Below are 20,849 nucleotides of genomic sequence, written 5' to 3'. Positions count from 1 at the left end.
ATGGAGCAGGTACGTTCTCTGGAACCTGTTTCGGTTGTGGTAGGCTCCTTTGTTATCGTCCAATCATCGAAAGTATGGTTGCCCACTTCAGTTTTATCGCCGCAGGAGCATTCCTTCCAGTGCTGGGTTTCATCCTTCTGCCAGTCGCCGTAGCTGTGTTCATGAACCGGAATCGTCTCTTCCTGCTTATATTTGCAGATGGAGCAGGTACGTTCTCTGGAACCTGTTTCGGTTGTGGTAGGCTCCTTTGTTATCGTCCAATCATCGAAAGTATGGTTGCCCACTTCAGTTTTATCGCCGCAGGAGCATTCCTTCCAGTGCTGGGTTTCATCCTTCTGCCAGTCGCCGTAGCTGTGCTCATGAACCGGAATCGTCTCTTCCTGCTTATATTTGCAGATGGAGCAGGTACGTTCTCTGGAACCTGTTTCGGTTGTGGTAGGCTCCTTTGTTATCGTCCAATCATCGAAAGTATGGTCGGCTACAGTATCTTGATTAACTTCTTTGCAGTAGTAGCATTCCTTCCAGTGTGTAGTCGAACCGCTACTCCAGTCGTCGGTATAGTAATGTTGGTGTTCCCTGTATCTATCAATCTGCTCATAGCCGCAGGTAAGGCACCGCCTTTCACATACGTCATACTTCGTATTTACATCATAATAGATCAGCTCCCATTCGCCGAAGTTATGGGGGCTCTCTTCAGATTTCTCTCCGCAGCTGCATTCTTTCCAATGCTGGGTTCCATTATTTTTCCAGCCGCCGAAGCTGTGTTCATGGGGGGGAGTAGGCCCCTCTCCGCCGCCGGTATTGCCGCCGATTGCCCAGTCGCCCCAGGCGTCTCTCTTCCATACGGTATAAGAGCCGTCCGGATCGCCGGTAAGGTAAATCTGTCTGGCCCGTACTTTAAGCGTATACGCATCCTTCGACTGAGTGATATTCTTCGAATCGAAAAATACCCACCTGTCTATCTCAACGCTTTCTGTCTGGAGTACCTGGCCGTTCAGTACCAGCTGCGCCTCATACTCAAGATACGTGCTGCCTGATGCGTTGGCAGGTTTATCCCACATTACCTGGTTTCCATATCCCGACCAGCGGGGATTTTCCGGCACATATTGCCCCGCAGCAAACACTGTCGCCGGCAGTATTCCTACCACCATGCATAAGGACAGCAGCAGCGCCAGCAAACTCTTTTTTCGAAGCATCTTCATTCCCTCCTTTACAAGTAGAATCAGTTTTTGGTATCTCCGCCGTCCGGTTCGGACGGATCCTTTCCTCCGGCTGGCGGGTTATCCTGTGCCTTCCGCTTTTTCCTGTATAAGAATACAAGCAGCAGCGCCAGCAGGACAGCCGCCGGTATCGCGGCCAACAGAACGATGTAGACGGCGTTTCCATCCTTTTCGTCTCCCGGCAACGGGGCGGGTTGGATGATTGCAGAAACGGAGAAGGGGGTATCGGAACCGAGTACGGCATACCGGCCCGGGCCGCCGGCTTCAAAGACCAGGCTGCCGTCTTCGGCCTTTGCCTCTATGCGCTCCGGCTCGCCGTCCACCCGCACCGCCTGGTAATGGGCGTAGCCCTCCAGATGGCTGTTCATCGGGATGCGCACCGTCATGGCGCTGTCTTTGATTTCCACCGGCTCCCCGTTCTGGCGGATGCTGATCTCATACACCGACAGCAGGCCGTCCAGCGCTTCTTTCAGCTCCGGCTTCTCTTCAAGCAGGCTCTCCGCCTCCATGACGCCGGCGTACAGCTCCACACCCTCCGGAACCGCTTCGGACAGGGAGACGGAAACGCCGGTATTTTCATCGGTCAGCTCCGCGATGCCTTCGCCGCCGGAATCCTGCCCGTTATCCGTGGTTTCCCCGGTGGCTGACGTCTGCGCGGCGTCCCTTGTCTCGGCGTAGCCGCAGACGGTGCAGATGCGGCTCTCTGTATTGCCATCCGCCGTCCATGCGCCGAAGCTGTGATCCGCCGCATCCTTTTTGTCGCCGCAGGAGCACGCCTGCCAGTGCTGTGCCGCGTCGTGCTTTTGGGTATAGCTGTGCTCATGGGGCGGTTCGGCTTCTCCGACGTCCGCCACCATATACTGGCCGTCCGGGTCGCCCACGATCATGATCCATCTGGCACGCACCCGTATGGTGTACTCCTCCTGCGGCCGCGTCACCACATCGTTTGTGAAAAACAAATAGGTGTCGATTTCCACTGCCTTGGACTCGACCACATCGTCGCCCAGCAGCAGCTGTGCCTCGTATTCAAAGCTATCGCCGGAGGCCGCTCCTGCCGGCCGGTCCCACTGCACCTGGTTTTGGTAGCCCGACCAGCGGGGGTTCCCTGGCACATATTCCCCCGCCGCCGAAACAGACAGGGGAAGGGCCGCGATCATCAGGCATACCGCCAGCAGCATACTGAAAAGCCATGCGCCTTTTTGCCGCCCCGGCGGTTTTTTCCCTGCGCATACGCAATCTCCTCCCTTTATCGCACCGGAGCGCCCTGCGAGGAAAGCGGTGCTCCGCATGCTCCGCAGAAGCGGCTTCCGGGCGGTATCTCCGCCCCGCACTGGGGGCATTTGTTTTCCAGCTTCGCCCCGCAGTTGTTGCAGAATTTGGCGCCGGCCGCACACTGGGTTTTGCAGGCGGGGCAAACCACCATACCCGCGTTCAGTTCCGCCCCGGCGTTTCGCACCACCACCGAGCGGCCGCCGGAGACGATGCACTGCTCAATCACCTGGAAAATCTCTTCCGGCAGCTTTTTCTGCTTGTAGGCGCCCACACCGGCAGTCACCGCCAGCGGCCATGCGATAAACCATCCCAGCACGCCAGCGCCGATCTTATCCGACCATTCGCCCTGACCCACGGTGACGTTTAAGTTGTCATCCATTCGGATCATCTGCACCGTCGTAGCCATCCTCATGCCGGCAATGGTCTTCCAGCCGTCTTTTTCCTGACGGCCCTGCACCACATAGCCTTCTGTGGTTTCGGCACTCTGTACCTCCATCCCCTTAGTGGATGAAAGGAACGCCTCTACCGCGTTTGCCACCACCTGGGTACTCATGCCGGCAGGCAGCCGGAATACTCTCGATTCGTTTGCCATCTCGTCTTCCTCCTCATTCTAAAGCCTGTACCTCATCGATATGCTGCAGTACGCTGTCTGCCAGATAACGTACTGCCAGCTGTTTTTCCTCCTCGCTCAGGCCGCTTGCCGGACGGAGCATGGAAACATGGAGGATCGATGTGTTGATGGTCTGTTCCGTCACGGCAAAGGCGTACTCACTGGTATGCCCCAGCACCTTCGCCTCCGCCTTGATATCGCCGATCAGCGCCTGCTCGTATTGGCAGCCCATCCGGTCCAGCACGTCAAAGACGGCGTACACAGCCATGCGGCGGGGACAGTTGACATTTCTTTTTAGACTCAGCACTTTTTTCTCCTTTCCCCCGGAAACGGGTCTGTCATCTATTTCACAGGTCGAATCGTATTGGTCGTGTCCAATATCATTCCATTGGTGATAAGAGCCTCCTCAGTATATGCGGATGCCGTAATCGCAAACACATATCCGTCGATTTCTCCGGCGTAAACCTCCGTATAGGCCGTCTGACCATCTAAAGTATAGGTATATCTGTCAACAATCCAATCGATTCCGCCAGTTTCATGTTCCCAGCGGCCCTCCTCACGTTTGAGGCCGGGCTGGTTCACCATCACTTCTGCTATGCCGTCCAGCCAGACTTCCTTATTAAATTGATCACTCGATGGTCTGCACTGTATTTCTACCTGCACGTTGCCTGCCTCGTTGACCATGCGCAGCAGGTTTTCATTGACCACGTTGAAGGTAATCTCTCCGTCGCTCTCCCAGTAGATAAATTGGAACGGAAGCCGTTCATCATAAAACCGCTGACTGTTGGTGCCTGCGGGACCGCTGCTTTGGAAGGAATCCATTGCTGCGAATATCTCCGCCTGCGCCTTCTCATCCCCCTGAGGATAGGAGCCGATAAGATTGTAGCAGCCAAACCCATTCTGGCATTCGATGAACGCCGCCAAAAATTCCATGGTTGTGCCGCCGCTTTCGGTAGCAGAAAACTGGATCAAGTAGGTGTCCAAAGAACTGCCCTCCCGGTAACCCCGGCTGAGGATCTCATGCTTTGTGATATTGGTGCTCTTCAGCAGTCCGATATAATACTGGACATACTTCTCAACATTCTCCTCCACATCAGAAAGAGTATACACCGGAAAATCGGCAGCCTTATCGTAGAATCCCACCTGCAGGGTAGCGCTCCCATCCGATGAAGCGAAGGCGCCGCTGCCGGACTCTGTTTCTGTATACCCCTGGGGGATCCCCATGGTGATATTCAGATACTCCTGGGCGTAGTCCTGCAAGACGACATCGTCTACGCCCTCGGGTTCCTGCACTGTTATGTCGAAAGGAGTGCCGGATGGTCCGTCAGAAGAACCCGGCTCTGCTTTCCCGCCGGTCAGCGCACCGATCCCCGCTACTGCTCCCCAGACGCCCAGACCCAGCACAGCAACGCACAGCACCAGCGCCGTGATCTGTACCCCGATATGGCTCCGCCGGAATCTGGTCCAAAGCCCCGGCTTTCCATCGGAACCTGCAGCCGTTTGACCGGATGGCACAGCCATGGTACGGTGATGGAAAGACGCCGGGGTTTTCCCGGTAATCCCTTCAATAAAGGCCTCCATGGTGGAGAAACGATCCTCCGCTTTTACCGCGAGCGCCTTCATGATCGCCTGTTCCACCTGCGGAGGCAGGGGAACGCCCAGCTCCGAGGGCTTTTTCAGCGTATCGTTATGGACCCGCATGATGGAATCCGGCGGCAGCTCCCCGGTCACGCAGCGGTACAGGGTGGCGCCCATGGCGTATACATCCGTCCACGGCCCCTGGTTCCCCTTACTGGAATACTGCTCCTCCGGCGCGTAGCCATGTTTCAGGATGACCGACACGCTTTTTTCATCTCCGATAGAAAACCGGGCCGCGCCGAAATCCAGCAGCTTGCTCTCTCCCTTGGAGGTAATGGAGATGTTGTCCGGGCTGATATCCCGGTGGGTCAGGTTCAGGGCATGAACCTGCGTCAACGCCTGCATCACCGGCATCAGGATGGTCAGCGCCTGGTCATAGGGAATCTTCCCGCCCTGGGATGCAACGTATGCCTTCAGGCTCATGCCGTCGATATATTCCATCACGAAATAGGCCGTGTTGTTTTCCTTAAAATAATTCTGCACCGACACGATGTTCGGCGTATTCTGCAGTTTGGCAAGGATCCGCGCTTCCTCTAAAAAACGCTCCATGCCGTTTTGATAATCCTCCTGGCCCCGTCCGGTCAGTGCCACGCTGTACTTATCGGAATGCCGGGTAGCAAGACCGGAGGGCATATATTCCTTGACGGCTACCTTAATCTCCAGCGTCAGGTCATAGCCCAGATAGGTGATGCCGAACCCGCCCACGCCCAGGACCTTTCCGGTCATGTAGCGGCCGTTCAGCAGTGCGCCCATGGGCAGCGCCAAAAACGGCTGCTCCTCCTCCGCATTAAACCCGCAGTGGGGGCAGACAGGGGAATCGTCCGGCTTTTCCTGAAAGCAGCCATAGCAGATATGTTCCAAGTTCATGTTTCACTCCTCTTCTTTGTACTTGCGCCCCGGCCTTTCACCCGCAACAGCAGAAAAACCACTTCCATCAACGCGATCATACCCAGCTCTTCCAGAATGAACGGAAAGACATTCATCATCTCCTCAATCAAGGGCTGTTTCTCCCTTTCCTCCAGACAAACCGAACAGAATACGGCCCCAGCGTCTTGGATCGTCGCAATCTATAACTCTAATATAAATACTCTAATATAAAACAGAAGATGGGCGTTCCCACAATAAAAAGCCACCCGCAGCACAGAAGGCAGATCTGAATCATCCGATACATCTTGACATCGGCGGGACAGAAGTATTTTTCCGGATCAGATGGGTCAATGTAAATCTCCACCTCAGTTCCGATCTTCTTCTGCGCCTGATGATAGGCCAAATCGATGCCGGTGTTTTTTTGATAGACGTAGCCCATATACTCGTATTGGTATATCATAAAATAATGGTAGGAATGCTTGATCCGAATCCTCAGCGGTTCGATGACGGTCGCTTTTAGAAAAACCGTGCAGCCGCTCCCTCTCTGCGTCTTTTTCTTGTAAAAGTGGGCAAGCACGAAAAATAACGCGTAAAGCGGATATGTTATCGCGCATACAATCAGAATCAACGTAATATCCTCTGCAAAATTCATACGTGCCGCCTCCTTTCCGCCCGCACCAATCTTTTTTAGGGAAACCGCCTGCCGCAGGTTTCGCTGCGGCAGGCACTGAAGCTATATTGTTAGCCACATGACTCCAATCATAATCAAAACCGCAATGACGAGAAGAGCGACGATCAGGTAGGCAAGGCGCTGCTGAAAGTAATCCTTTTCCTCCTCCAGGCAGTAAAAGCTGGTAGGTTTGGCCGGATCGATAAAAAGCGTAAGCTCCGTTCCCACCTTTTTCCGGGCCTGTTCCTCCATTGCCGGGACATTGCCGATCTGTTCATAGGTTTCTCCCCGGTAGGTATACCGGTACACGGGATAATAGTAGAGTCCCAGCGTCGCCGTTTTCACCCCCAGGGAAGCCATTTTCCCAACGGAGCCGCCTGCACCGCTGAGAAGATGAGCCACGGAAACAGCCCCCGCGGCCTTTGCCAGACGATACTTACTTTTGACATGATAGTTTACTGCGTCCACAATGGCCGCCCGGCATTCCGCCGTGCAGGCTCTCTTCTTCTCCGTCGTTTTTCTTTTCTTCCTGTAGAACAGCCAGACGGAAACCAGAAGCGTGACAAGGCCGATGCCGCTCAGAACGAGAATTAGAATAAGATCTTCCATGCTGGTTATCCCTCCCATGCACGGACGGACTTCATGGCCTGTTGATGCAAAGCGACAACCGCATCTTTGTTGGAGCTGTTGAACATGCAGCTAACAGCGTAACACTTGCCGTCGATCATGGCGGAGGCAACACTGAACGTAAATTCATTCATGGTCCAATCCATGCACAGCCATTCCACACCGCCCGACTGCGACGTGTATGTTTCACCTACGGAAACGCCCGCGCTAGACGCCACGTCTCTCTGAAACTGCAAGACCTCCTCCGGGCTGCTCATTCCCAGCTGGCCGGCATTCCCTATTTCCACAATCCCGCTGTCCGGCGTAGCGCTCCCAAAGCCGGCTTCCATTGCCGCGTCCGTTGGGTAAATAACCAATTCGGCCGCCGCTCCGGCCTCTCCCAGGTTAACAGTCGTGTCCATCACGCGTCCTGCTGCCACGGCATCGTCCACAATCACCTTGACGCCGCTCTTAGAGCCATAGTACATCTTGTACGTTGTCTCCGGCGCACCGTTGCTCTTAAAGGACTGGATAATGGAATGGATTTCCGCTTCGGCGGCTTTGTCCCCCTTGGGATAGTACGTGAAGATGAAATAACAGCCGAAATCATACCCCTCCACCGCCATAATGACCACTTCGTTGGAGACGCCTTCGCTGTCGGTGACTTCAAAATAGATTTGATAGGCGCCTGCGCTTCCCACCTGATCGGGTCCGGCAGCAAGGATCGGATAATCCGAAACCAGGTTGGCGGCAATAGCTTCTCTCTGGGATTCCACATCGGCAAGGGAGTAGATGGGTCCGTCAATGTTCCAAATATAATCCACCATAATACCGCAGCCTTTAGCCTCATTGATAAAAATCGTCTCCTCCTCATCCCTCGTATAATCCGACGGGATCTCAATCGTAGCGTTGAAGATGCCAAGATCCTGCGCCACCATTTCCGCTGGAGGTTCTGTAGTAGGCTCTGGGTCTGTTGTCGGTTCCGGATTACTCGTCCATGCACGGACGGACGCCATGGCCTGTTGATACAAAGCGACAACCGCATCTTTGTTGGAGCTGTTGAACATGCAGCTAACAGCGTAACACTTGCCGTCGATCATGGCGGAGGCAACACTGAACGTAAATTCATTCATGGTCCAATCCATGCACAGCCATTCCACACCGCCCGACTGCGACGTGTATGTTTCACCTACGGAAACGCCTGCGCTAGACGCCACGTCTCTCTGAAACTGCAAGACCTCCTCCGGGCTGCTCATTCCCAGCTGGCCGGCATTCCCTATTTCCACAATCCCGCTGTCCGGCGTAGCGCTCCCAAAGCCGGCTTCCATTGCCGCGTCCGTTGGGTAAATAACCAATTCGGCCGCCGCTCCGGCCTCTCCCAGGTTAACAGTCGTGTCCATCACGCGTCCTGCTGCCACGGCATCGTCCACAATCACCTTGACGCCGCTCTTAGAGCCATAGTACATCTTGTACGTTGTCTCCGGCGCACCGTTGCTCTCAAAGGACTGGATGATGGAATGGATTTCCGCTTCGGCGGCTTTGTCCCCCTTGGGATAGCTCGTGATGATGAAATAACAGCCGAAATCATACCCCTCCACCGCCATAATGACCACTTCGTTGGAGACGCCTTCGCTGTCGGTGCCTTCAAGATAGATTTGATAGGCGCCTGCGCTTCCCACCTGATCGGGTCCGGCAGCAAGGATCTGATAATCCGAAACTTCAAACAGGTTCTGCATCAGGTTGGCGGCAATAGCTTCTCTCTGGGATTCCACATCGGCAAGGGAGTAGATGGGTCCGTCAATGTTCCAAAGATAATCCATCATCATACCGCAGCCTTTAGCCTCATTGATAAAAATCGTCTCCTCCTCAACCCTCGTATAATCCGACGGGATCTCAATCGTAGCGTTGAGGATGCCAAGATCCTGCGCCACCATTTCCGCTGGAGGTTCTGTAGTAGGCTCTGGGTCTGTTGTCGGTTCCGGATTACTCGTCTGCGGTTGGCTGATGACAGGCGTATTCCCACCGCCGCCCCCTCCTGTCGGCCTTTTTTCCCCTCCGCCGGAAAGCGCGATAGGAAGGATAATACAAAGGGCGATCACCGCCAGCAGCCCACCGCCGGAAACCCAGGCAACCACCGGATTGGCTTTCATATAGGAAAGGAACCGGGAGAACGCAGAGGGCTTTCCTGCCGCAGCACCCCCGCCGTTATAGGCGGGCTGCTGATAGGCAGTCTGCCCGTAGCCTTCCTGCCTGTAAGCGGTAGCCTGGGTGCGCTGGCTAATGCTGGCCGCCACCTGATCCTGTACGGAAACGCGCCCGTTCAGTGCCCCGATGAATGCCTCCATATTGGGGAAACGATCCTCGGTTTTTACCGCCAACGCTTTCATGATGGCGTTTTCCACATTAGCCGGAATACGGAACCCCAGCTCCGACGGCCTTTTCATGGTATCCCCATGGATCCGTTCCACCGAATCTGGCGGAAGCTGCCCGGTAATGCAGCGGTACAGGGTAGCGCCCATGGCGTAAACATCCGTCCACGGTCCCTGATTGCCGTGGCTGGAATACTGTTCCTCCGGCGCGTAGCCATGTTTTAAGATGACCGACACGCTCTTGCCGTCCCCCAGTGCGAACCGCGCCGCGCCGAAATCCAGCAGACGGCTTTCGCCTTTGGATGTGATATAGATATTGTCCGGGCTGATGTCCCGGTGCAGGAGGTTCAGCGCATGCACCTGAACCAGCGCTTCCATGATCGGCTGCAGAATGGCAATCGCCTGGTTATAGGGGATCTTATCCCCGTTTTTTGCCAGGTAGGCTTTCAGGCTCATACCGTCTATGTACTCCATCACAAAGTATGCGGTGCCGTTCTCTTTGAAATAGTTCTGCACCGATACGATATGCGGGGTGTTTTGCAGCTTGGCAAGGATCTTCGCTTCATCCAAAAAGCGCTCCATACCGTACTGGTAATCCTCCTCCACCCGTCCGGTCAGCGCCACACTATAGTGGTCCGGATGCCTTGTGGCCAGGGCGGAGGGCATATATTCTTTAATCGCAACCTTGATCTCCAGTGTCAGGTCGTATCCCAGATAGGTGATACCGAACCCGCCAATGCCAAGCACCTTTCCTACCAGATATCTCCCGTTTAGGATCGTACCCAGGGGCAGCGCAAGATAGGGCTGCTCGTCGTTCTCATTAAATCCGCATCGGGGGCATGGAATCCCCGGTTCTTTTTCCGCGAAACAGCCATAACAAACACGTTCCGGATTCATTCTCCCACCTCCTCAAGCAATGTATTTTAAGTATAAAACGATGTATTTTGATAGCAAAATACAGTCACTCCTTCCGATTTTTGGACCAGGCATCGTAACACAGATCACCCAGCAGGAGCAATCCCAGCGCCACCAGAAACCCGATCCACCCGCCCCAGCCCACTAAAGGAAAAAGTGCAAAGGCAACTCCCAGCACAGACCAGATAAGGGCGCTGATTACACGTTCCCTATTCTCAGAGGGGCAGGAAAAGTACCGGGGATTCTTTTCATCCACAAAGAGCACCTCATAACTACCGACTTTGATTTCGTCCTTTTTGGAATACTTTACCCGGGATACTACCCGATACTCCCGTCCATCCAATGTGTACTGGTAGACCGGATGGTATTCATAGTTGATAATGGAAAAATCGGTGAAATCGTCGTCTGTCCAGCTGACGTCCACATCGCAGATGACGGCGTTCACTCTTCTCCGGCAGCGACGCTTTGACCGTACAGTCCGACAGAATGCCAAAATGATTCCGAAGAGAAACAAACATACTCCAAGGGCAAAGAACAAAATATCCCCCATCGCGTCCGTTGCATTCATGCTCCAAACGATTTTATCTCAGCTATGACAAAGAGTTCCTCCGATACCTGCCGCACCCGGTCGACATGCCGCAAGAGCAGCGCCTCCAGCCATTTTTCTGCATTGGCCGCTTTTAGAAATTCAATCTGTACTTCCAGGGGTTCAATGTAGAACTCACCTGCATACGCCAGCGCCCCTTCACCTTCCGACAGCGCCGGGAACTCGTGGAGTTCTTTCATTTCACCGTCTGCAGTCAGGTGGAAGACAGCCGCCAGTTCCCGGCCGGCGGCGTCCTCTCCCCACGCTTCCTGGATTCTTCCGTTTTTTAAACAATACCCTGCCATAACGGGTTACTCCTTGCTCACCACAAACCGGTTGGCGTTGTCGCACAGGTAGAAGGTGTCCCCGATCGACAATTTTTCCGCCACATTCGCCGTCAGCTTTTTGCCGTTGCCCAGGAACGTGCCGTAGGACGATCCCAGATCGGTGATGATAAAGCAGTCTTCATTCGGGTCGTAGACTACCTGGCAGTGCCGCCCGCTGATACCCGGCGTGTTTTTATCGAATACGATGTTACAGGTTGCCGGGTCTCGGCCGATGACCACCTTGCCCTTTAACAGGTCAAAGCTCTGGCCAGAGTATTTTCCTGTCACGCCGCGCAGCACAGCCCGTTTTTCCACAGGGCCGCGGCCGCCTCTTGCAGGCGCTTTTCCAGATCCCATACCTGCGGCAGCGCCGGCAGGTGCCGGAGCCCCCTGTCCGCCCTTCTGGGACGTTACCAGCAGGATGATGCCGCCGATGAGCGCCAGCACGCCGATGGGCAGGAACACATAGGCAAACCAGGGCTGAGTCCAGGAGAGTCCGCCGCCTGCCATGGTGTATTCGATTCTTTCGCTGTCCAGAGCTTTGATTAATTCCGCAGAGGTAATGGCAAAGTTTACGCCTTCGCTCTTGCCCTGCTCATCCACTGCGCCGGAAGCGTTGATTCCAATCAAATTTCCCCGTTCATCTACCAACGGGCCGCCGGAATTGCCGTGATTGATATATACATCCATCTGAAACGCGTCGTAGCTGCTCCATGCCGGCTTAGTGCGCTTGCTGATGATCCCCTTGGTCAGTGTAATGTCATCCTCGTCGTAGGTGTTGAATTGCTGGCTTTGGCTTGCCACGCCCGGATACCCCAGCGCGAAAGCGGTGTCGCCGACAGCAACATCATCTGCGTCCCTGATGGGAATGGCTTCTCGTTTATCCGTCTTTGACGGCAATCTGATAATCGCAATATCCTTCTCATTGGAAGCAGAATAATAGACCACCTCCGCTGTAACATAATCATTTTCCGCTGCAGAGAAGTATACCTGCACGCCTGCCGAAGATACTTGCTCCGCATATACTTTTGGACCCATATAGCCGTATTCCACCACATGGCCGTTGGTCACAATATATTCCACCGGTTCGCCGGGTTTCCCGATGGCAAAACCAGTGCCCATGGCACCGGCGGACTGACCATCGGTAAGCTGGAGATAGGAGTACACCATGACGACGCTCTTGCGCGCCTCATAGGGGTCCGTACCGCCCCCGCCTACCAAGCCCAATACGCCGAACACGCCGGCGGCCAGGCCAATAACCAGCAGCAGGATGGCAACAACCTGCTTGCTCGATGACTTTTTCGCTTCCATTATGATTCCTCCTCATTTTTCCCATGGTATTTCAATGCGATTGCCGTATAGTTATCCTGGCCCGGCTTTCCGGCGGCCAGGATTTCCTCCTCCAGCTTGTCGCAGCACGCCTGGGAAGAGAGCGCCATGGCTTCCCGAATCTGCTTCAAGGTCAGTGTATCGCTGACGCCGTCCGAGCAGAGCAGCAGCGCGTCCTCCGGCTGGAGAAGAAAGGGCATACGGGTATAGTCGCATGTTACTTCTTCTTTTCCTATGTACTCCGAAAGGGCTCCCGCCTGAGGATCTTGAAACGCTTCCTCCACGGGGAACGCCCCGTCCAGTGCCCTCAAAATCAAATCGTTCTTAAATTCCTGCCGGGCATTTAACCCATAGAGTTTGTTTTCCCTGAGCAGGAACAGATCGCTGTCGCCTACGCACCAGAAGGAGAGGCGATTCTCTTTGAGCAGGGCCGCCACCAGGGTAGTCCCCCCGTGCCCGCGAAACTGCTGATAGACTCTGGCGCTTCGCTGGTATACCCAGCCGGGCACATCGCTGTCATCTGTCCAGGGAAAGATTCCCACCAGCTGGGAGGCGGTTTCCGCAGCGATCATGCCGCCCTCCGCCATACCGCCCATGCCGTCGCACAGCACAGCAAGCAGCCCGTCTTCCTCATAACGATCCATGCGGGAGATGCCGAAAGCGTCCTGCTGTTCTTCCCGGCTGCCAACGCCCTGTAGGTTGGCAAGCTCCAGTTCCGGCAGCGGTTCCGGACGTTCCGTAATCGGTTCTTCCACCGCCTGATCACCCCGCTTCTTTTTCTTCTTCCGCCGTATCAGGAAAAAGGCGAGAATCAGCGCCAATAGAAGCGCTGCGCCCGCCGCAACCGCCATCCAGACGCGGATGACGGTATCCGGAAACAGCGGCTGGTTTAACCATGAAAGTACACGCTCCATCCTTTACTCCTCATTCCACTGGAATTGCTCGCCGCACAGGGGCAGGAAGAGAAGCTGGCTCTTTCCCACCTCGATCACATCGTAGGCTTTTAAGGGGCGTACCATTTCCACCTGTTCGTCGTTGCAGTAAGTGATGCCCCTGCCCTGGCCGGGAGAAAGGGAAAAGCTGTTATGCTTGGCGTCATATGTAACCAATGCATGGCTTTCTCTGGACACGGTATCGTCATCCGCCAGGGCCACATCCATCGCCGCTGCCCGTCCTATGAAGTTTCTGCCTGCTACCAGCTTATAATCTGCGCCGCGATGGGGACCGGAAACACAGACCAAGAATCCTACTGCAGGATCAATACCGATCTTCTTTTTAATAATGCCCACCGTCTTGCCTCTGTCTGCTTCCGGCGCAGCGCCTCCCGGCACAGCAGCCACGGTCTTCCCTACCGTTCCGGCCGCAACCGTCTTTCCGACCCCGGCGCCCTCCTGGCAGTAGGGGCAGCTATCGAATCTGGATTCATCGTAAAAATGGCCATTGTCACACTGTCTCATAATTGTTTTCCTCCTGATAGATTATCCAAAACCATCCTTGGTTTTTTACTGTTCTTACTGTAGCGCCTTTTTCAGGATTTGTGCAGGTCGCTTTAGCGCCAATTTCCCAAAAATTATGTGGCGCACCTGCGCCAATCCGCATTTTTCGCAGAAATCATGGGGAAATACCGCTTATCTCATCAGATCCTGATAGTCTGGGTCTGCTGTCCGAATCCCCCACACCAATTCCCAAAGCTTTTCATCCCCGGAAAGGACATAGCACCTGCCATCCACCCCTTCGAACCGGCGTTTATCAAACCAGAAACTGTAGGTATCCCCTTGCGCCGTCACAAATGTAAGCCCCCGGGTATCTGTAGAGACGATGGGTGACTCGGATTCCACCGACACATCCCGCAGCGCCTGCAAGACCCCGGCGATCACCGTTTCGTCCCTTGTCTCGTAGTCCGCCGCCGTCTCTGTCCAATGGTGAAAGATCAGTTCCACCGGCAGTTCCTCATGGGGCAGCTCCAAAAGCTCCCGCTGCCTTTCGGTACAGTAAGCAAAAAGGGAGTCCCCTTGGTATGCCGGGGACGAAGTCTCTGTCGGGGACGAAGTTTCTGCCGGAAGCGCAGGATCTGATGCTGCACACCCCACCAGCAAACAGACGGCGGCCAGAAGTACTGCTGACCCTCTTTTTTTCATTCGTGCCTCCTTTCTTCTGTCCTGGTCTCATGAATCGCTTTGCCGCTCGGTCTGTAACGCCAAAGGCGATCCAAACTCTTTTTTTGTCCTTTTATGATTTTACTGTATCGTTTTTTTAAGGATCTGTGCAGGCCGCTTTCGCGCCAATTTATCAAAAAACGCATGGCGCACCTGCGCCAATCTATTTTTTGTGTGAAAATTCCAAAACACCTTGATTGTGCAAAAGGGATTGCCGATCATGACAGGCGGCCTGCTACGTCCTGTAAACTTAAGAGGTATTACACTCTGTACAGGGTGGATGGCCTCAATTTTCCGCTCAAAGCTTCGTTTCTCAAAATGGCGCAGGTGCGCCACAGTGTTTTTTTAGTTTGGCGCTAAAGCGGCCTGTTAAAAACACCAGCTTCCTGCTATGATAAAAAACGAAAAGTTCACATGATGGAAGGCCGGCCAGGACACAGAATGTCCAAAAAGCTTCAGCTGGCCTTTTCGGAACGCAGGATCAGAAAGGGGATATATCGTATGTATGCAAGGTTCAGGCCGTACCATCTCATTGGCGCCATCGGGGGGTTCCTCACTGCCCTCACCGCCATTATTAGCTTGGCAGTTTCCACATCGTACTACATAAGCGCAGAATGGGTCATTATTGTAAACATGCTGCTCATTGGCTCCAACGGGTTAATCGCAACCTATTTCTTTGGCGCGTTCAGCGCTTCCCGTGACAGCCTCATCAAAGTAGGCAGCCTGATCGCGGGGATAGGTCTTGGTTTTAATGTCCTGATCTCAATTCTCCAGATGGCGGGTGTGTATGTTTTTGTTCTGGCCCTTCTTGGGGCTCTCGTTATGATGGCAGGGGTTGTGATCGCCTGTATCAAATTCATTATGCTCTTCCAGAGAGACGCTTTTGTCGTGGTGTTCTGCGTGTTTATTTTCCTGGGGCTTCTGCTGTCTTTATTCTGGACGTGGGCAAGCCTGATAAGCGGCGCTGGGCTGGGCGCCCTGCTGATTTATTTTTACGTCCACAATATCACCTACTAGACAGCTTCTCTCATTCAGGATATTTCCTTGTTTACCGCAGCTACACCGTGTGGCCGCGGTAAAACGGCATGTGCGGGCGCAAAAAACCGGTAGTTCCCGGATGCGGAACGCAGCTCCAAAAATATACGGTTTTATCCAGGAGAATCCCTGGTTTAGGTCAAACAGGAAGGATTGTATATTCCGCAAAAACGTCAGCGAAAAAAGTCTCTAACCGACCGAAATCGTTGAAAATCCATGCCGTTTATAGTATAATAGTTTATAATTGTACCATTGCGGAGAAAGGGGGTGGAATGGGACGTATGGTAATAATAAAGAAAAGCTTCACAAATCCAAAATCCATTTATGCGATTCTGCTGCTTGGTATTTTTACTTTTCTATTTCTTGGCGCCGAGTACCTATATGTGAATATGATCTCGCTTACGGCAGGGGAAGAAAAAACGGTGATTGCGCAAAACTACGCGTTAGGAATAAGCGCTGTCGGTTTTTTGCTCTATCCGCTGTTTCATCGCTTTTTGAAAAGGCGAGTACAAATCGTTGGACTTTTTATCCTTGCACTAGCAGCGGCAGTATGCAATTTTTTGGTTCAAAAACATGTTTCTTATTCGTCCACTCTGCTCTCCGGAATGGCATTGTTCCTGTTTCTGGGGATATTGGGAAGCGCGGCCCACTACCTGTTTTTCAAACTGGCGAAGGATCGCACGCATCTGGCGCGTATGGTTGGTATCTCCTATGCCCTTGGGATCTTCCTGCAGTTTCTAAATAACAATCTTGTGGATCTAGAAACTGCGGAAGCCTTGATACTTTCACTCTTTGCCCTTGTAGCGTTAGCGCTGTTACTGAAGGCAGAAAGGCTTTGCCGCCAGGAAAATGCAGAAGCGGAAGAACCCCAGTCCCCCGCCATAGAGGCCATAGAGGAGGATGGGAAGGGAACCCGAAAGAAGATCGCCGCCGGCGGATTCCTTGCACTGCTTGTAATCCTGATGGCATGTATCTTCAGCACGCTGGACAACGCGGTCACCATGCATCATGCAGCAGGCACTGACATCGGGCAATGGCCGCGGCTTTTGCTGGCGGTAAGCGGCCTTTCTGCCGGCTTTCTTTTTGATATCCGAAAGCGGAAATTTATGACCATGATGATGTACTGCGTCATGCTGATGTCCGTCATCTGTGTGGTAGTACTCAAGCTGGGCGGCCCGTTTTTGATCGGCCTGATCGTATTTTATCTTTCGGCTGGATTTTTTGTGGTATTCTTCACCACCAGCTTTCTGGATTTTGCCCGCCATATGCCCACGCCAGCGCTGTGGGCCGGTATGGGGCGCGCCATGAATAACGTGAGCGCCGCTTTGCTTGCCAACGCCTCTGTAGCGCTGCTTGTTTCTGACAGCAATGGCATGGCGTCCATCATTCTGGCACTGGTCCTGTTTGTGGCCGTCAGCGTAGTCATCTATCTTTATACTGCCTGGATGCCGGTTTCATCCGGCGCCCCCAAGGATATCCCGGCAGACCTGGACCCTCAGGAAGCGTTCCGTCTTTTGTCGGAGCTGTTTATCCTTACGCCCAAGGAAACCGAAGTATTTGACAAGCTGGTCAATTCAGAGGAAAGTATTCAGGAGATCGCAGATGGACTGTATCTATCCCGGCGAACCTGTCAGCGGCATATCGCAGCGATCTATGAGAAAGCGGGTGTAAAATCACGCATGGGATTGTACCAGCTCTACATAGAAAAACAGCGCAGGCCATGACAGCCAGAAAGGGGTTCGGATGAAGAGGATTAAAATTGCTGTTTTGCTGGTATTATTGTGCGTACTGGCGGGGTGTTCCCCAAAAGACACATCGCTTCGGGCCTATTGCACCGAAAGCCAGCAGGAATTTCTGGATCAGTCGCTGGAAGAGCTGCCGGTCGCGCTTACCTATCATCACAACGATAACATCCTGGGACGCTACGAAACGACGGATGAAGAAATCATCTCCGAAATCCTGCAGGCATTACGGGAAACGACCATTGTATCCAAAGCTTTCAGCGGCTCTACAGACAGCCGGATCCTGGAGTTTGAGACAGCGGATGGGGATACCTGCCTCTTCTGGTTTGATGAAAACCGGTTCCATGGCGCCGGCGGAACATCCTATGTGCTTTCCGGCGACGAGGAGATCTGGGATCTGGCGCGGAAAATTCAGGAAACATATCCGGAATACAGGGAAGCGATGGAGTAAAAAAGGCACATCGCAAAACCAGGCATTCCTTACTTGTATCCAGCTAAGGCTGTGCAAGCAGGGAACGCCTGGTTTATTTATACCCATTTTTCAAACGCAAGGGACTCGGATTTAGCCTCATTTATACTCTTCCCCTTCCACACAAAACTCAACCCTCTATTTCAGAAATTTCCGGATTTTTTTCAGAGCTGCCGCTATGGACTTCTGTACCGCCTGATAGCTGCACCCTTCCCGCACCGCAATCTCCTCATAGGTAAGCCCGTCAAAGAAATACATCTGCAGCCTTCTTTTCTGGACTTCCGGCAGCTGGTTGACGCCCTCCCGGAGCGCCTGCGTCTGCATGGATTCATAGACGGCGTCCTCCACCGGGGCCGGCTCCTGTGCCGAACGACGGCTCAGCAGCTCTTCGTTCAGCTCGGTCCAGTCAAGGTGCCTCTCCTGCTCGTTAAGGAAGGAGAGATCGTCCAACTCAAACCGGTCAAACACGGCATAGAGCTTCACATCCAGTTCCAGCCTGTGTGGTACGCCCTGGCCGTCCCTGAAAGATAGATAACATTTCCCGTCGATCATCGACAGGGTATAGGGGTTATACTTGTCCTTTCTTCTCTTTGGATGCCTGTCATCCATCTCTTTGTCCTCCAATCAATCGTTTTTGAGTGAATCAAAACGATTGACCGGTGGACTTCGGCAATGAAATCCGCCATGATACGCAAAAGCGCCCACAGCAAGATTGCTGTAGGCGCAAAGCGGCACTATGGGGCGGTTTGAATCGCAGCGGTTCGGTGGGGTGGCATAAAATGGCCGCAAAAATCCTGTAAGGTCTGATCGTAAGCCTGATAAGAAAAAACGCCGCCCTCCCGGCCGGAAGGCGGCTTGCGTTGTATGGTTCGCATACATGGACAGCCACCCGCCTGCGCTGTATTTCCGGCGTTTTTAACCTACGGAAATCTATACTAACAGGCGGGCGTCTCAGCTCGTGACTCGTCTGCGACTCATCTGCAACATATTTTTGGCCTCATCCGCGTCTCATTTCAGGCTCACCTCCGGCTGTCAGATAATCATATTCGGACATGTTTGTTTTATCCTCTGGATATGCGCCTCCGTGAGATGCCGCTTGATTCCTGTATAAAAGGCATTTGCAGTTCCTGCTCCCGATTGCTGGTAGAGCAGTATGGTCAAGTGCATATTCAGGCTACTGTTAAACGGGTCAAAGGCCAGTGCGGCTTTGGCCGCCTTGTGCGCATAGACATACTCGCCACACTCGGTCTGGCGTTCTATATACCGGCCGGCGAGCCGGAAATACAGGCCCTGATAGTATGTAATACTCGGGATAAAATAAATATTATCGGACAACCGTGGCAGAAGATTCCCGGAATACAGTCCGACGGCAGCTTCATACAGCCGATACCGCTTTTTCGGATTGTTCTCCATCTCGATACTGTCACATAGTTCTTCGAATAACCCCACATCTGTCACTACCTTGATTTCCGGATTGAAGCTGAATATGCCGTTGGCATAGACCACCAAATCCTCCAGCCCAACATAGCCAAGCAGCGATCTAAGCCTGTAAGCAATGTTCCGCACGGATTTCATCGGGATCTCACAGGACTCATCCGGCCACAGGATCAGTGCAAGCTGATTTGCCGTTGCCCGGTTCCCAGCCGTCACCGCAAGATACGACAGCAGCGTATAGCAGCGGGAAGAAATGAAATCCTTTTCGGACAGCGTTCCCTTGCTGCCATGTATCGTGAGCCCATTAAAGCAGTTGATCCGCACTTCCCCTGCAGTAAGCTTCAGCGCTTGCTTTGCGGCCGCCAGGCTCTTATTCAGTTTAATTTCATTTAATTCCTGGGCGACAGCGTAAGCGATTATGAACAGGAACGCAGGATCTGCGCCGTACCGCTTCGGGTTATCTACGCCGATATAACCCTGGTTCAGCCGTTTGGAAAAGGGGACGGCGATTAGGGAGCGAACGCCGTATTGTGTGAAAAAATCATATTCCGCCGGAACTGTCCTGCGCAGCTCCTCGATATCTGTAAAGATCATCGGTTCGCTCCTTTTGAGTGTGGCCACCCATCTCATGAAATTTTTGATTTCCAGATACTGCAGCTTGCCGCCCATGTACTCTATCCCCTTTTGGCACCACTCATAGGTACTCAGGCCAATGCCTGCCGCCCAATCCGCTTCGATAATATATGACTGTCTGCATCGTAAAATTCTGTCGCCGCCTGTAATAAGCCGTTGATCAGTGTGTCAGGATCTTCGTTGCCACGCTGGGCTTCTTCCAGCAGTTTCAGCGCTCTCAAAAAATGACGGGCATATTCCATTTCCATGTGTTCCTTCTGATATGTGCTCATCCTTTTCACTCCCTATTACAATAAATTTGGACAGGAAAGCCGGGCAGCCAGTCCGGCTTCCGTCAGTGTTCCCGGCTGATCCGAAGGCCCAAAATACCCTTCCGGAATCTGTTCCAGTTCTTCCGGAAGACTTCCAGCCGTTACACTATTATCGCTAATTGTCACCCCATTGTCACTAATCTCTGACACCTCATCTGTATTTTCCGTTGGATTTACATCGCCAGAAACATCTGCGGTTTCTCCGGCTGTCTCACTATCTCTTCTGTCGGCGGCGCACCCGCCGGCGATGACAGCGGCCGCCAGGGCGATGATCCAGATTCTGCTTTTTTTCAAAATACTGTTCCTCCTTAATAGACCTGAAGGGGTTATGTTCTCGAAACAATTAAACATTTCTCACAAGTCCCGCAAGGTTCTCGACAACCGCCGGATCTCTGATCTGGAATACCCCAAAGCCAAGCTGAGGCATTTTCACTCCGTTATTTAATGTTACATATTCCATAATACATCTTCCTTTCTGTTGTCTTATTATTTTTCAAACAGCCATCCCATAATCTCTTCATCCTGGGCGAATAAACCTCCGCCGCCGTGCTGATTTGTCATTCCCCGGCTTTCAAAGTAGTCCGCGTCTTTGATATCCAGAACAAGAATCTGGCTGATCTCTTCATCAGTTAAACCTTCATTCCGGTACATTTCCCTCAAT

21 protein-coding genes and 1 pseudogene are annotated in these 20,849 nt (G+C 53.2%); 3 read left to right on the top strand and 19 right to left on the bottom strand.

Features of this window, described 5'->3' with window-relative positions; all coding sequences use genetic code 11:
• The 15 genes and pseudogenes from HNP82_RS17165 to HNP82_RS17100 form a co-directional block, all read right to left on the bottom strand.
• Positions 1-1,196 (bottom strand): annotated as a pseudogene (locus HNP82_RS17165) (hypothetical protein); the annotation flags it as partial.
• Between the two features lie 26 nt (positions 1,197-1,222).
• Positions 1,223-2,398 (bottom strand): hypothetical protein, encoded by a 1,176-nt coding sequence (locus tag HNP82_RS17160; RefSeq protein ID WP_183776689.1) that lies wholly within the window; start codon positions 2,396-2,398, stop codon positions 1,223-1,225.
• 68 nt (positions 2,399-2,466) lie between these two features.
• Positions 2,467-3,084, bottom strand: a complete 618-nt coding sequence (locus HNP82_RS17155) for a zinc ribbon domain-containing protein (protein WP_087161954.1) — start codon at positions 3,082-3,084, stop codon at positions 2,467-2,469.
• 13 nt (positions 3,085-3,097) lie between these two features.
• Complete coding sequence (locus HNP82_RS17150) at positions 3,098-3,409, bottom strand: hypothetical protein (RefSeq protein WP_183776687.1); 312 nt, start codon at positions 3,407-3,409, stop codon at positions 3,098-3,100.
• A 35-nt stretch (positions 3,410-3,444) separates the two neighbouring features.
• Positions 3,445-5,607, bottom strand: coding sequence for a serine/threonine protein kinase (locus tag HNP82_RS17145; RefSeq protein ID WP_183776685.1), 2,163 nt, complete (start codon positions 5,605-5,607; stop codon positions 3,445-3,447).
• Positions 5,604-5,738, bottom strand: a complete 135-nt coding sequence (locus HNP82_RS18275; protein WP_263040800.1) for a hypothetical protein — start codon at positions 5,736-5,738, stop codon at positions 5,604-5,606. Before HNP82_RS18275 ends, HNP82_RS17145 begins: the two co-directional genes overlap by 4 nt.
• A gap of 77 nt (positions 5,739-5,815) precedes the next feature.
• Entirely contained in the window at positions 5,816-6,259 is a 444-nt protein-coding gene (locus HNP82_RS17140; protein WP_183776684.1) for a DUF3592 domain-containing protein, read from the bottom strand.
• A gap of 81 nt (positions 6,260-6,340) precedes the next feature.
• Entirely contained in the window at positions 6,341-6,886 is a 546-nt protein-coding gene (locus HNP82_RS17135; RefSeq protein WP_183776683.1) for a DUF3592 domain-containing protein, read from the bottom strand.
• 5 nt (positions 6,887-6,891) lie between these two features.
• On the bottom strand, positions 6,892-10,149 hold the full coding sequence (locus HNP82_RS17130) for a serine/threonine protein kinase (protein ID WP_183776682.1): 3,258 nt from the start codon (positions 10,147-10,149) through the stop codon (positions 6,892-6,894).
• Between the two features lie 64 nt (positions 10,150-10,213).
• A complete protein-coding gene (locus tag HNP82_RS17125) occupies positions 10,214-10,612 on the bottom strand; it encodes a hypothetical protein (protein ID WP_183776681.1) in 399 nt (132 codons plus the stop codon).
• A gap of 119 nt (positions 10,613-10,731) precedes the next feature.
• Positions 10,732-11,058: a hypothetical protein gene (locus tag HNP82_RS17120; RefSeq protein WP_007048427.1), complete on the bottom strand. Its 327-nt coding sequence runs from the start codon at positions 11,056-11,058 to the stop codon at positions 10,732-10,734.
• Positions 11,059-11,064: 6 nt separating this feature from the next.
• Positions 11,065-12,390, bottom strand: a complete 1,326-nt coding sequence (locus tag HNP82_RS17115; RefSeq protein WP_183776680.1) for a trypsin-like peptidase domain-containing protein — start codon at positions 12,388-12,390, stop codon at positions 11,065-11,067.
• Positions 12,390-13,322 carry a PP2C family protein-serine/threonine phosphatase gene (locus tag HNP82_RS17110; protein WP_087161962.1) on the bottom strand — a complete coding sequence of 311 codons (933 nt, stop codon included), beginning with the start codon at positions 13,320-13,322 and terminating at the stop codon, positions 12,390-12,392. Before HNP82_RS17110 ends, HNP82_RS17115 begins: the two co-directional genes overlap by 1 nt.
• A 3-nt stretch (positions 13,323-13,325) precedes the next feature.
• On the bottom strand, positions 13,326-13,865 hold the full coding sequence (locus tag HNP82_RS17105; protein WP_007048424.1) for an FHA domain-containing protein: 540 nt from the start codon (positions 13,863-13,865) through the stop codon (positions 13,326-13,328).
• 171 nt (positions 13,866-14,036) lie between these two features.
• Positions 14,037-14,546: a hypothetical protein gene (locus HNP82_RS17100; RefSeq protein ID WP_007048423.1), complete on the bottom strand. Its 510-nt coding sequence runs from the start codon at positions 14,544-14,546 to the stop codon at positions 14,037-14,039.
• Positions 14,547-15,065: 519 nt separating this feature from the next.
• On the opposite strand from HNP82_RS17100, the gene HNP82_RS17095 reads away from it, so the two are divergent.
• The 3 genes from HNP82_RS17095 (at position 15,066) to HNP82_RS17085 (ending at position 17,792) form a co-directional block, all read left to right on the top strand.
• Positions 15,066-15,581 carry a hypothetical protein gene (locus HNP82_RS17095; protein WP_040918713.1) on the top strand — a complete coding sequence of 172 codons (516 nt, stop codon included), beginning with the start codon at positions 15,066-15,068 and terminating at the stop codon, positions 15,579-15,581.
• A 578-nt stretch (positions 15,582-16,159) separates the two neighbouring features.
• The gene (locus tag HNP82_RS17090) at positions 16,160-17,323 is read left to right on the top strand and encodes a response regulator transcription factor (protein ID WP_243164845.1); all 1,164 of its coding nucleotides are present in this window, start codon (positions 16,160-16,162) and stop codon (positions 17,321-17,323) included.
• A gap of 19 nt (positions 17,324-17,342) precedes the next feature.
• The gene (locus HNP82_RS17085) at positions 17,343-17,792 is read left to right on the top strand and encodes a hypothetical protein (protein WP_183776677.1); all 450 of its coding nucleotides are present in this window, start codon (positions 17,343-17,345) and stop codon (positions 17,790-17,792) included.
• A 156-nt stretch (positions 17,793-17,948) separates the two neighbouring features.
• Here HNP82_RS17085 and HNP82_RS17080 read toward each other — a convergent pair whose 3' ends face one another.
• The 4 genes from HNP82_RS17080 to HNP82_RS17065 all read right to left on the bottom strand — a co-directional run bounded on the left by HNP82_RS17080 (position 17,949) and on the right by HNP82_RS17065 (position 20,482).
• On the bottom strand, positions 17,949-18,419 hold the full coding sequence (locus HNP82_RS17080; protein ID WP_040918711.1) for an RNA polymerase sigma factor: 471 nt from the start codon (positions 18,417-18,419) through the stop codon (positions 17,949-17,951).
• Between the two features lie 423 nt (positions 18,420-18,842).
• Positions 18,843-19,913, bottom strand: coding sequence for an AfsR/SARP family transcriptional regulator (locus HNP82_RS17075; protein ID WP_183776675.1), 1,071 nt, complete (start codon positions 19,911-19,913; stop codon positions 18,843-18,845).
• Positions 19,914-19,948: 35 nt separating this feature from the next.
• On the bottom strand, positions 19,949-20,149 hold the full coding sequence (locus tag HNP82_RS17070) for a hypothetical protein (RefSeq protein ID WP_087242542.1): 201 nt from the start codon (positions 20,147-20,149) through the stop codon (positions 19,949-19,951).
• 15 nt (positions 20,150-20,164) lie between these two features.
• Positions 20,165-20,482: a hypothetical protein gene (locus HNP82_RS17065; protein ID WP_183776673.1), complete on the bottom strand. Its 318-nt coding sequence runs from the start codon at positions 20,480-20,482 to the stop codon at positions 20,165-20,167.
• Positions 20,483-20,849 lie beyond the last annotated feature (367 nt).

Origin of the sequence: Catenibacillus scindens, from assembly GCF_014202115.1 — a bacterium.
In the GTDB taxonomy this organism is placed as follows: domain Bacteria; phylum Bacillota; class Clostridia; order Lachnospirales; family Lachnospiraceae; genus Catenibacillus; species Catenibacillus scindens.
Note: the sequence above shows the minus strand (reverse complement) of the source record. Positions and strands in the feature narration are given on the sequence as shown.

Excerpts from the sequence above, each read along its gene's own strand:
- HNP82_RS17160 (WP_183776689.1), bottom strand. The coding sequence starts at position 2,398 with ATGCTGCTGGCGGTATGCCTGATGATCGCGGCCCTTCCCCTGTCTGTT.
- HNP82_RS17155 (WP_087161954.1), bottom strand. The coding sequence starts at position 3,084 with ATGGCAAACGAATCGAGAGTATTCCGGCTGCCTGCCGGCATGAGTACC.
- HNP82_RS17145 (WP_183776685.1), bottom strand. The coding sequence starts at position 5,607 with ATGAACTTGGAACATATCTGCTATGGCTGCTTTCAGGAAAAGCCGGAC.
- HNP82_RS17140 (WP_183776684.1), bottom strand. The coding sequence starts at position 6,259 with ATGAATTTTGCAGAGGATATTACGTTGATTCTGATTGTATGCGCGATA.
- HNP82_RS17135 (WP_183776683.1), bottom strand. The coding sequence starts at position 6,886 with ATGGAAGATCTTATTCTAATTCTCGTTCTGAGCGGCATCGGCCTTGTC.
- HNP82_RS17130 (WP_183776682.1), bottom strand. The coding sequence starts at position 10,149 with ATGAATCCGGAACGTGTTTGTTATGGCTGTTTCGCGGAAAAAGAACCG.
- HNP82_RS17120 (WP_007048427.1), bottom strand. The coding sequence starts at position 11,058 with ATGGCAGGGTATTGTTTAAAAAACGGAAGAATCCAGGAAGCGTGGGGA.
- HNP82_RS17115 (WP_183776680.1), bottom strand. The coding sequence starts at position 12,390 with ATGGAAGCGAAAAAGTCATCGAGCAAGCAGGTTGTTGCCATCCTGCTG.
- HNP82_RS17110 (WP_087161962.1), bottom strand. The coding sequence starts at position 13,322 with ATGGAGCGTGTACTTTCATGGTTAAACCAGCCGCTGTTTCCGGATACC.
- HNP82_RS17105 (WP_007048424.1), bottom strand. The coding sequence starts at position 13,865 with ATGAGACAGTGTGACAATGGCCATTTTTACGATGAATCCAGATTCGAT.
- HNP82_RS17100 (WP_007048423.1), bottom strand. The coding sequence starts at position 14,546 with ATGAAAAAAAGAGGGTCAGCAGTACTTCTGGCCGCCGTCTGTTTGCTG.
- HNP82_RS17095 (WP_040918713.1), top strand. The coding sequence starts at position 15,066 with ATGTATGCAAGGTTCAGGCCGTACCATCTCATTGGCGCCATCGGGGGG.
- HNP82_RS17085 (WP_183776677.1), top strand. The coding sequence starts at position 17,343 with ATGAAGAGGATTAAAATTGCTGTTTTGCTGGTATTATTGTGCGTACTG.
- HNP82_RS17080 (WP_040918711.1), bottom strand. The coding sequence starts at position 18,419 with ATGGATGACAGGCATCCAAAGAGAAGAAAGGACAAGTATAACCCCTAT.
- HNP82_RS17075 (WP_183776675.1), bottom strand. The coding sequence starts at position 19,913 with ATGGGCGGCAAGCTGCAGTATCTGGAAATCAAAAATTTCATGAGATGG.
- HNP82_RS17070 (WP_087242542.1), bottom strand. The coding sequence starts at position 20,149 with ATGAGCACATATCAGAAGGAACACATGGAAATGGAATATGCCCGTCAT.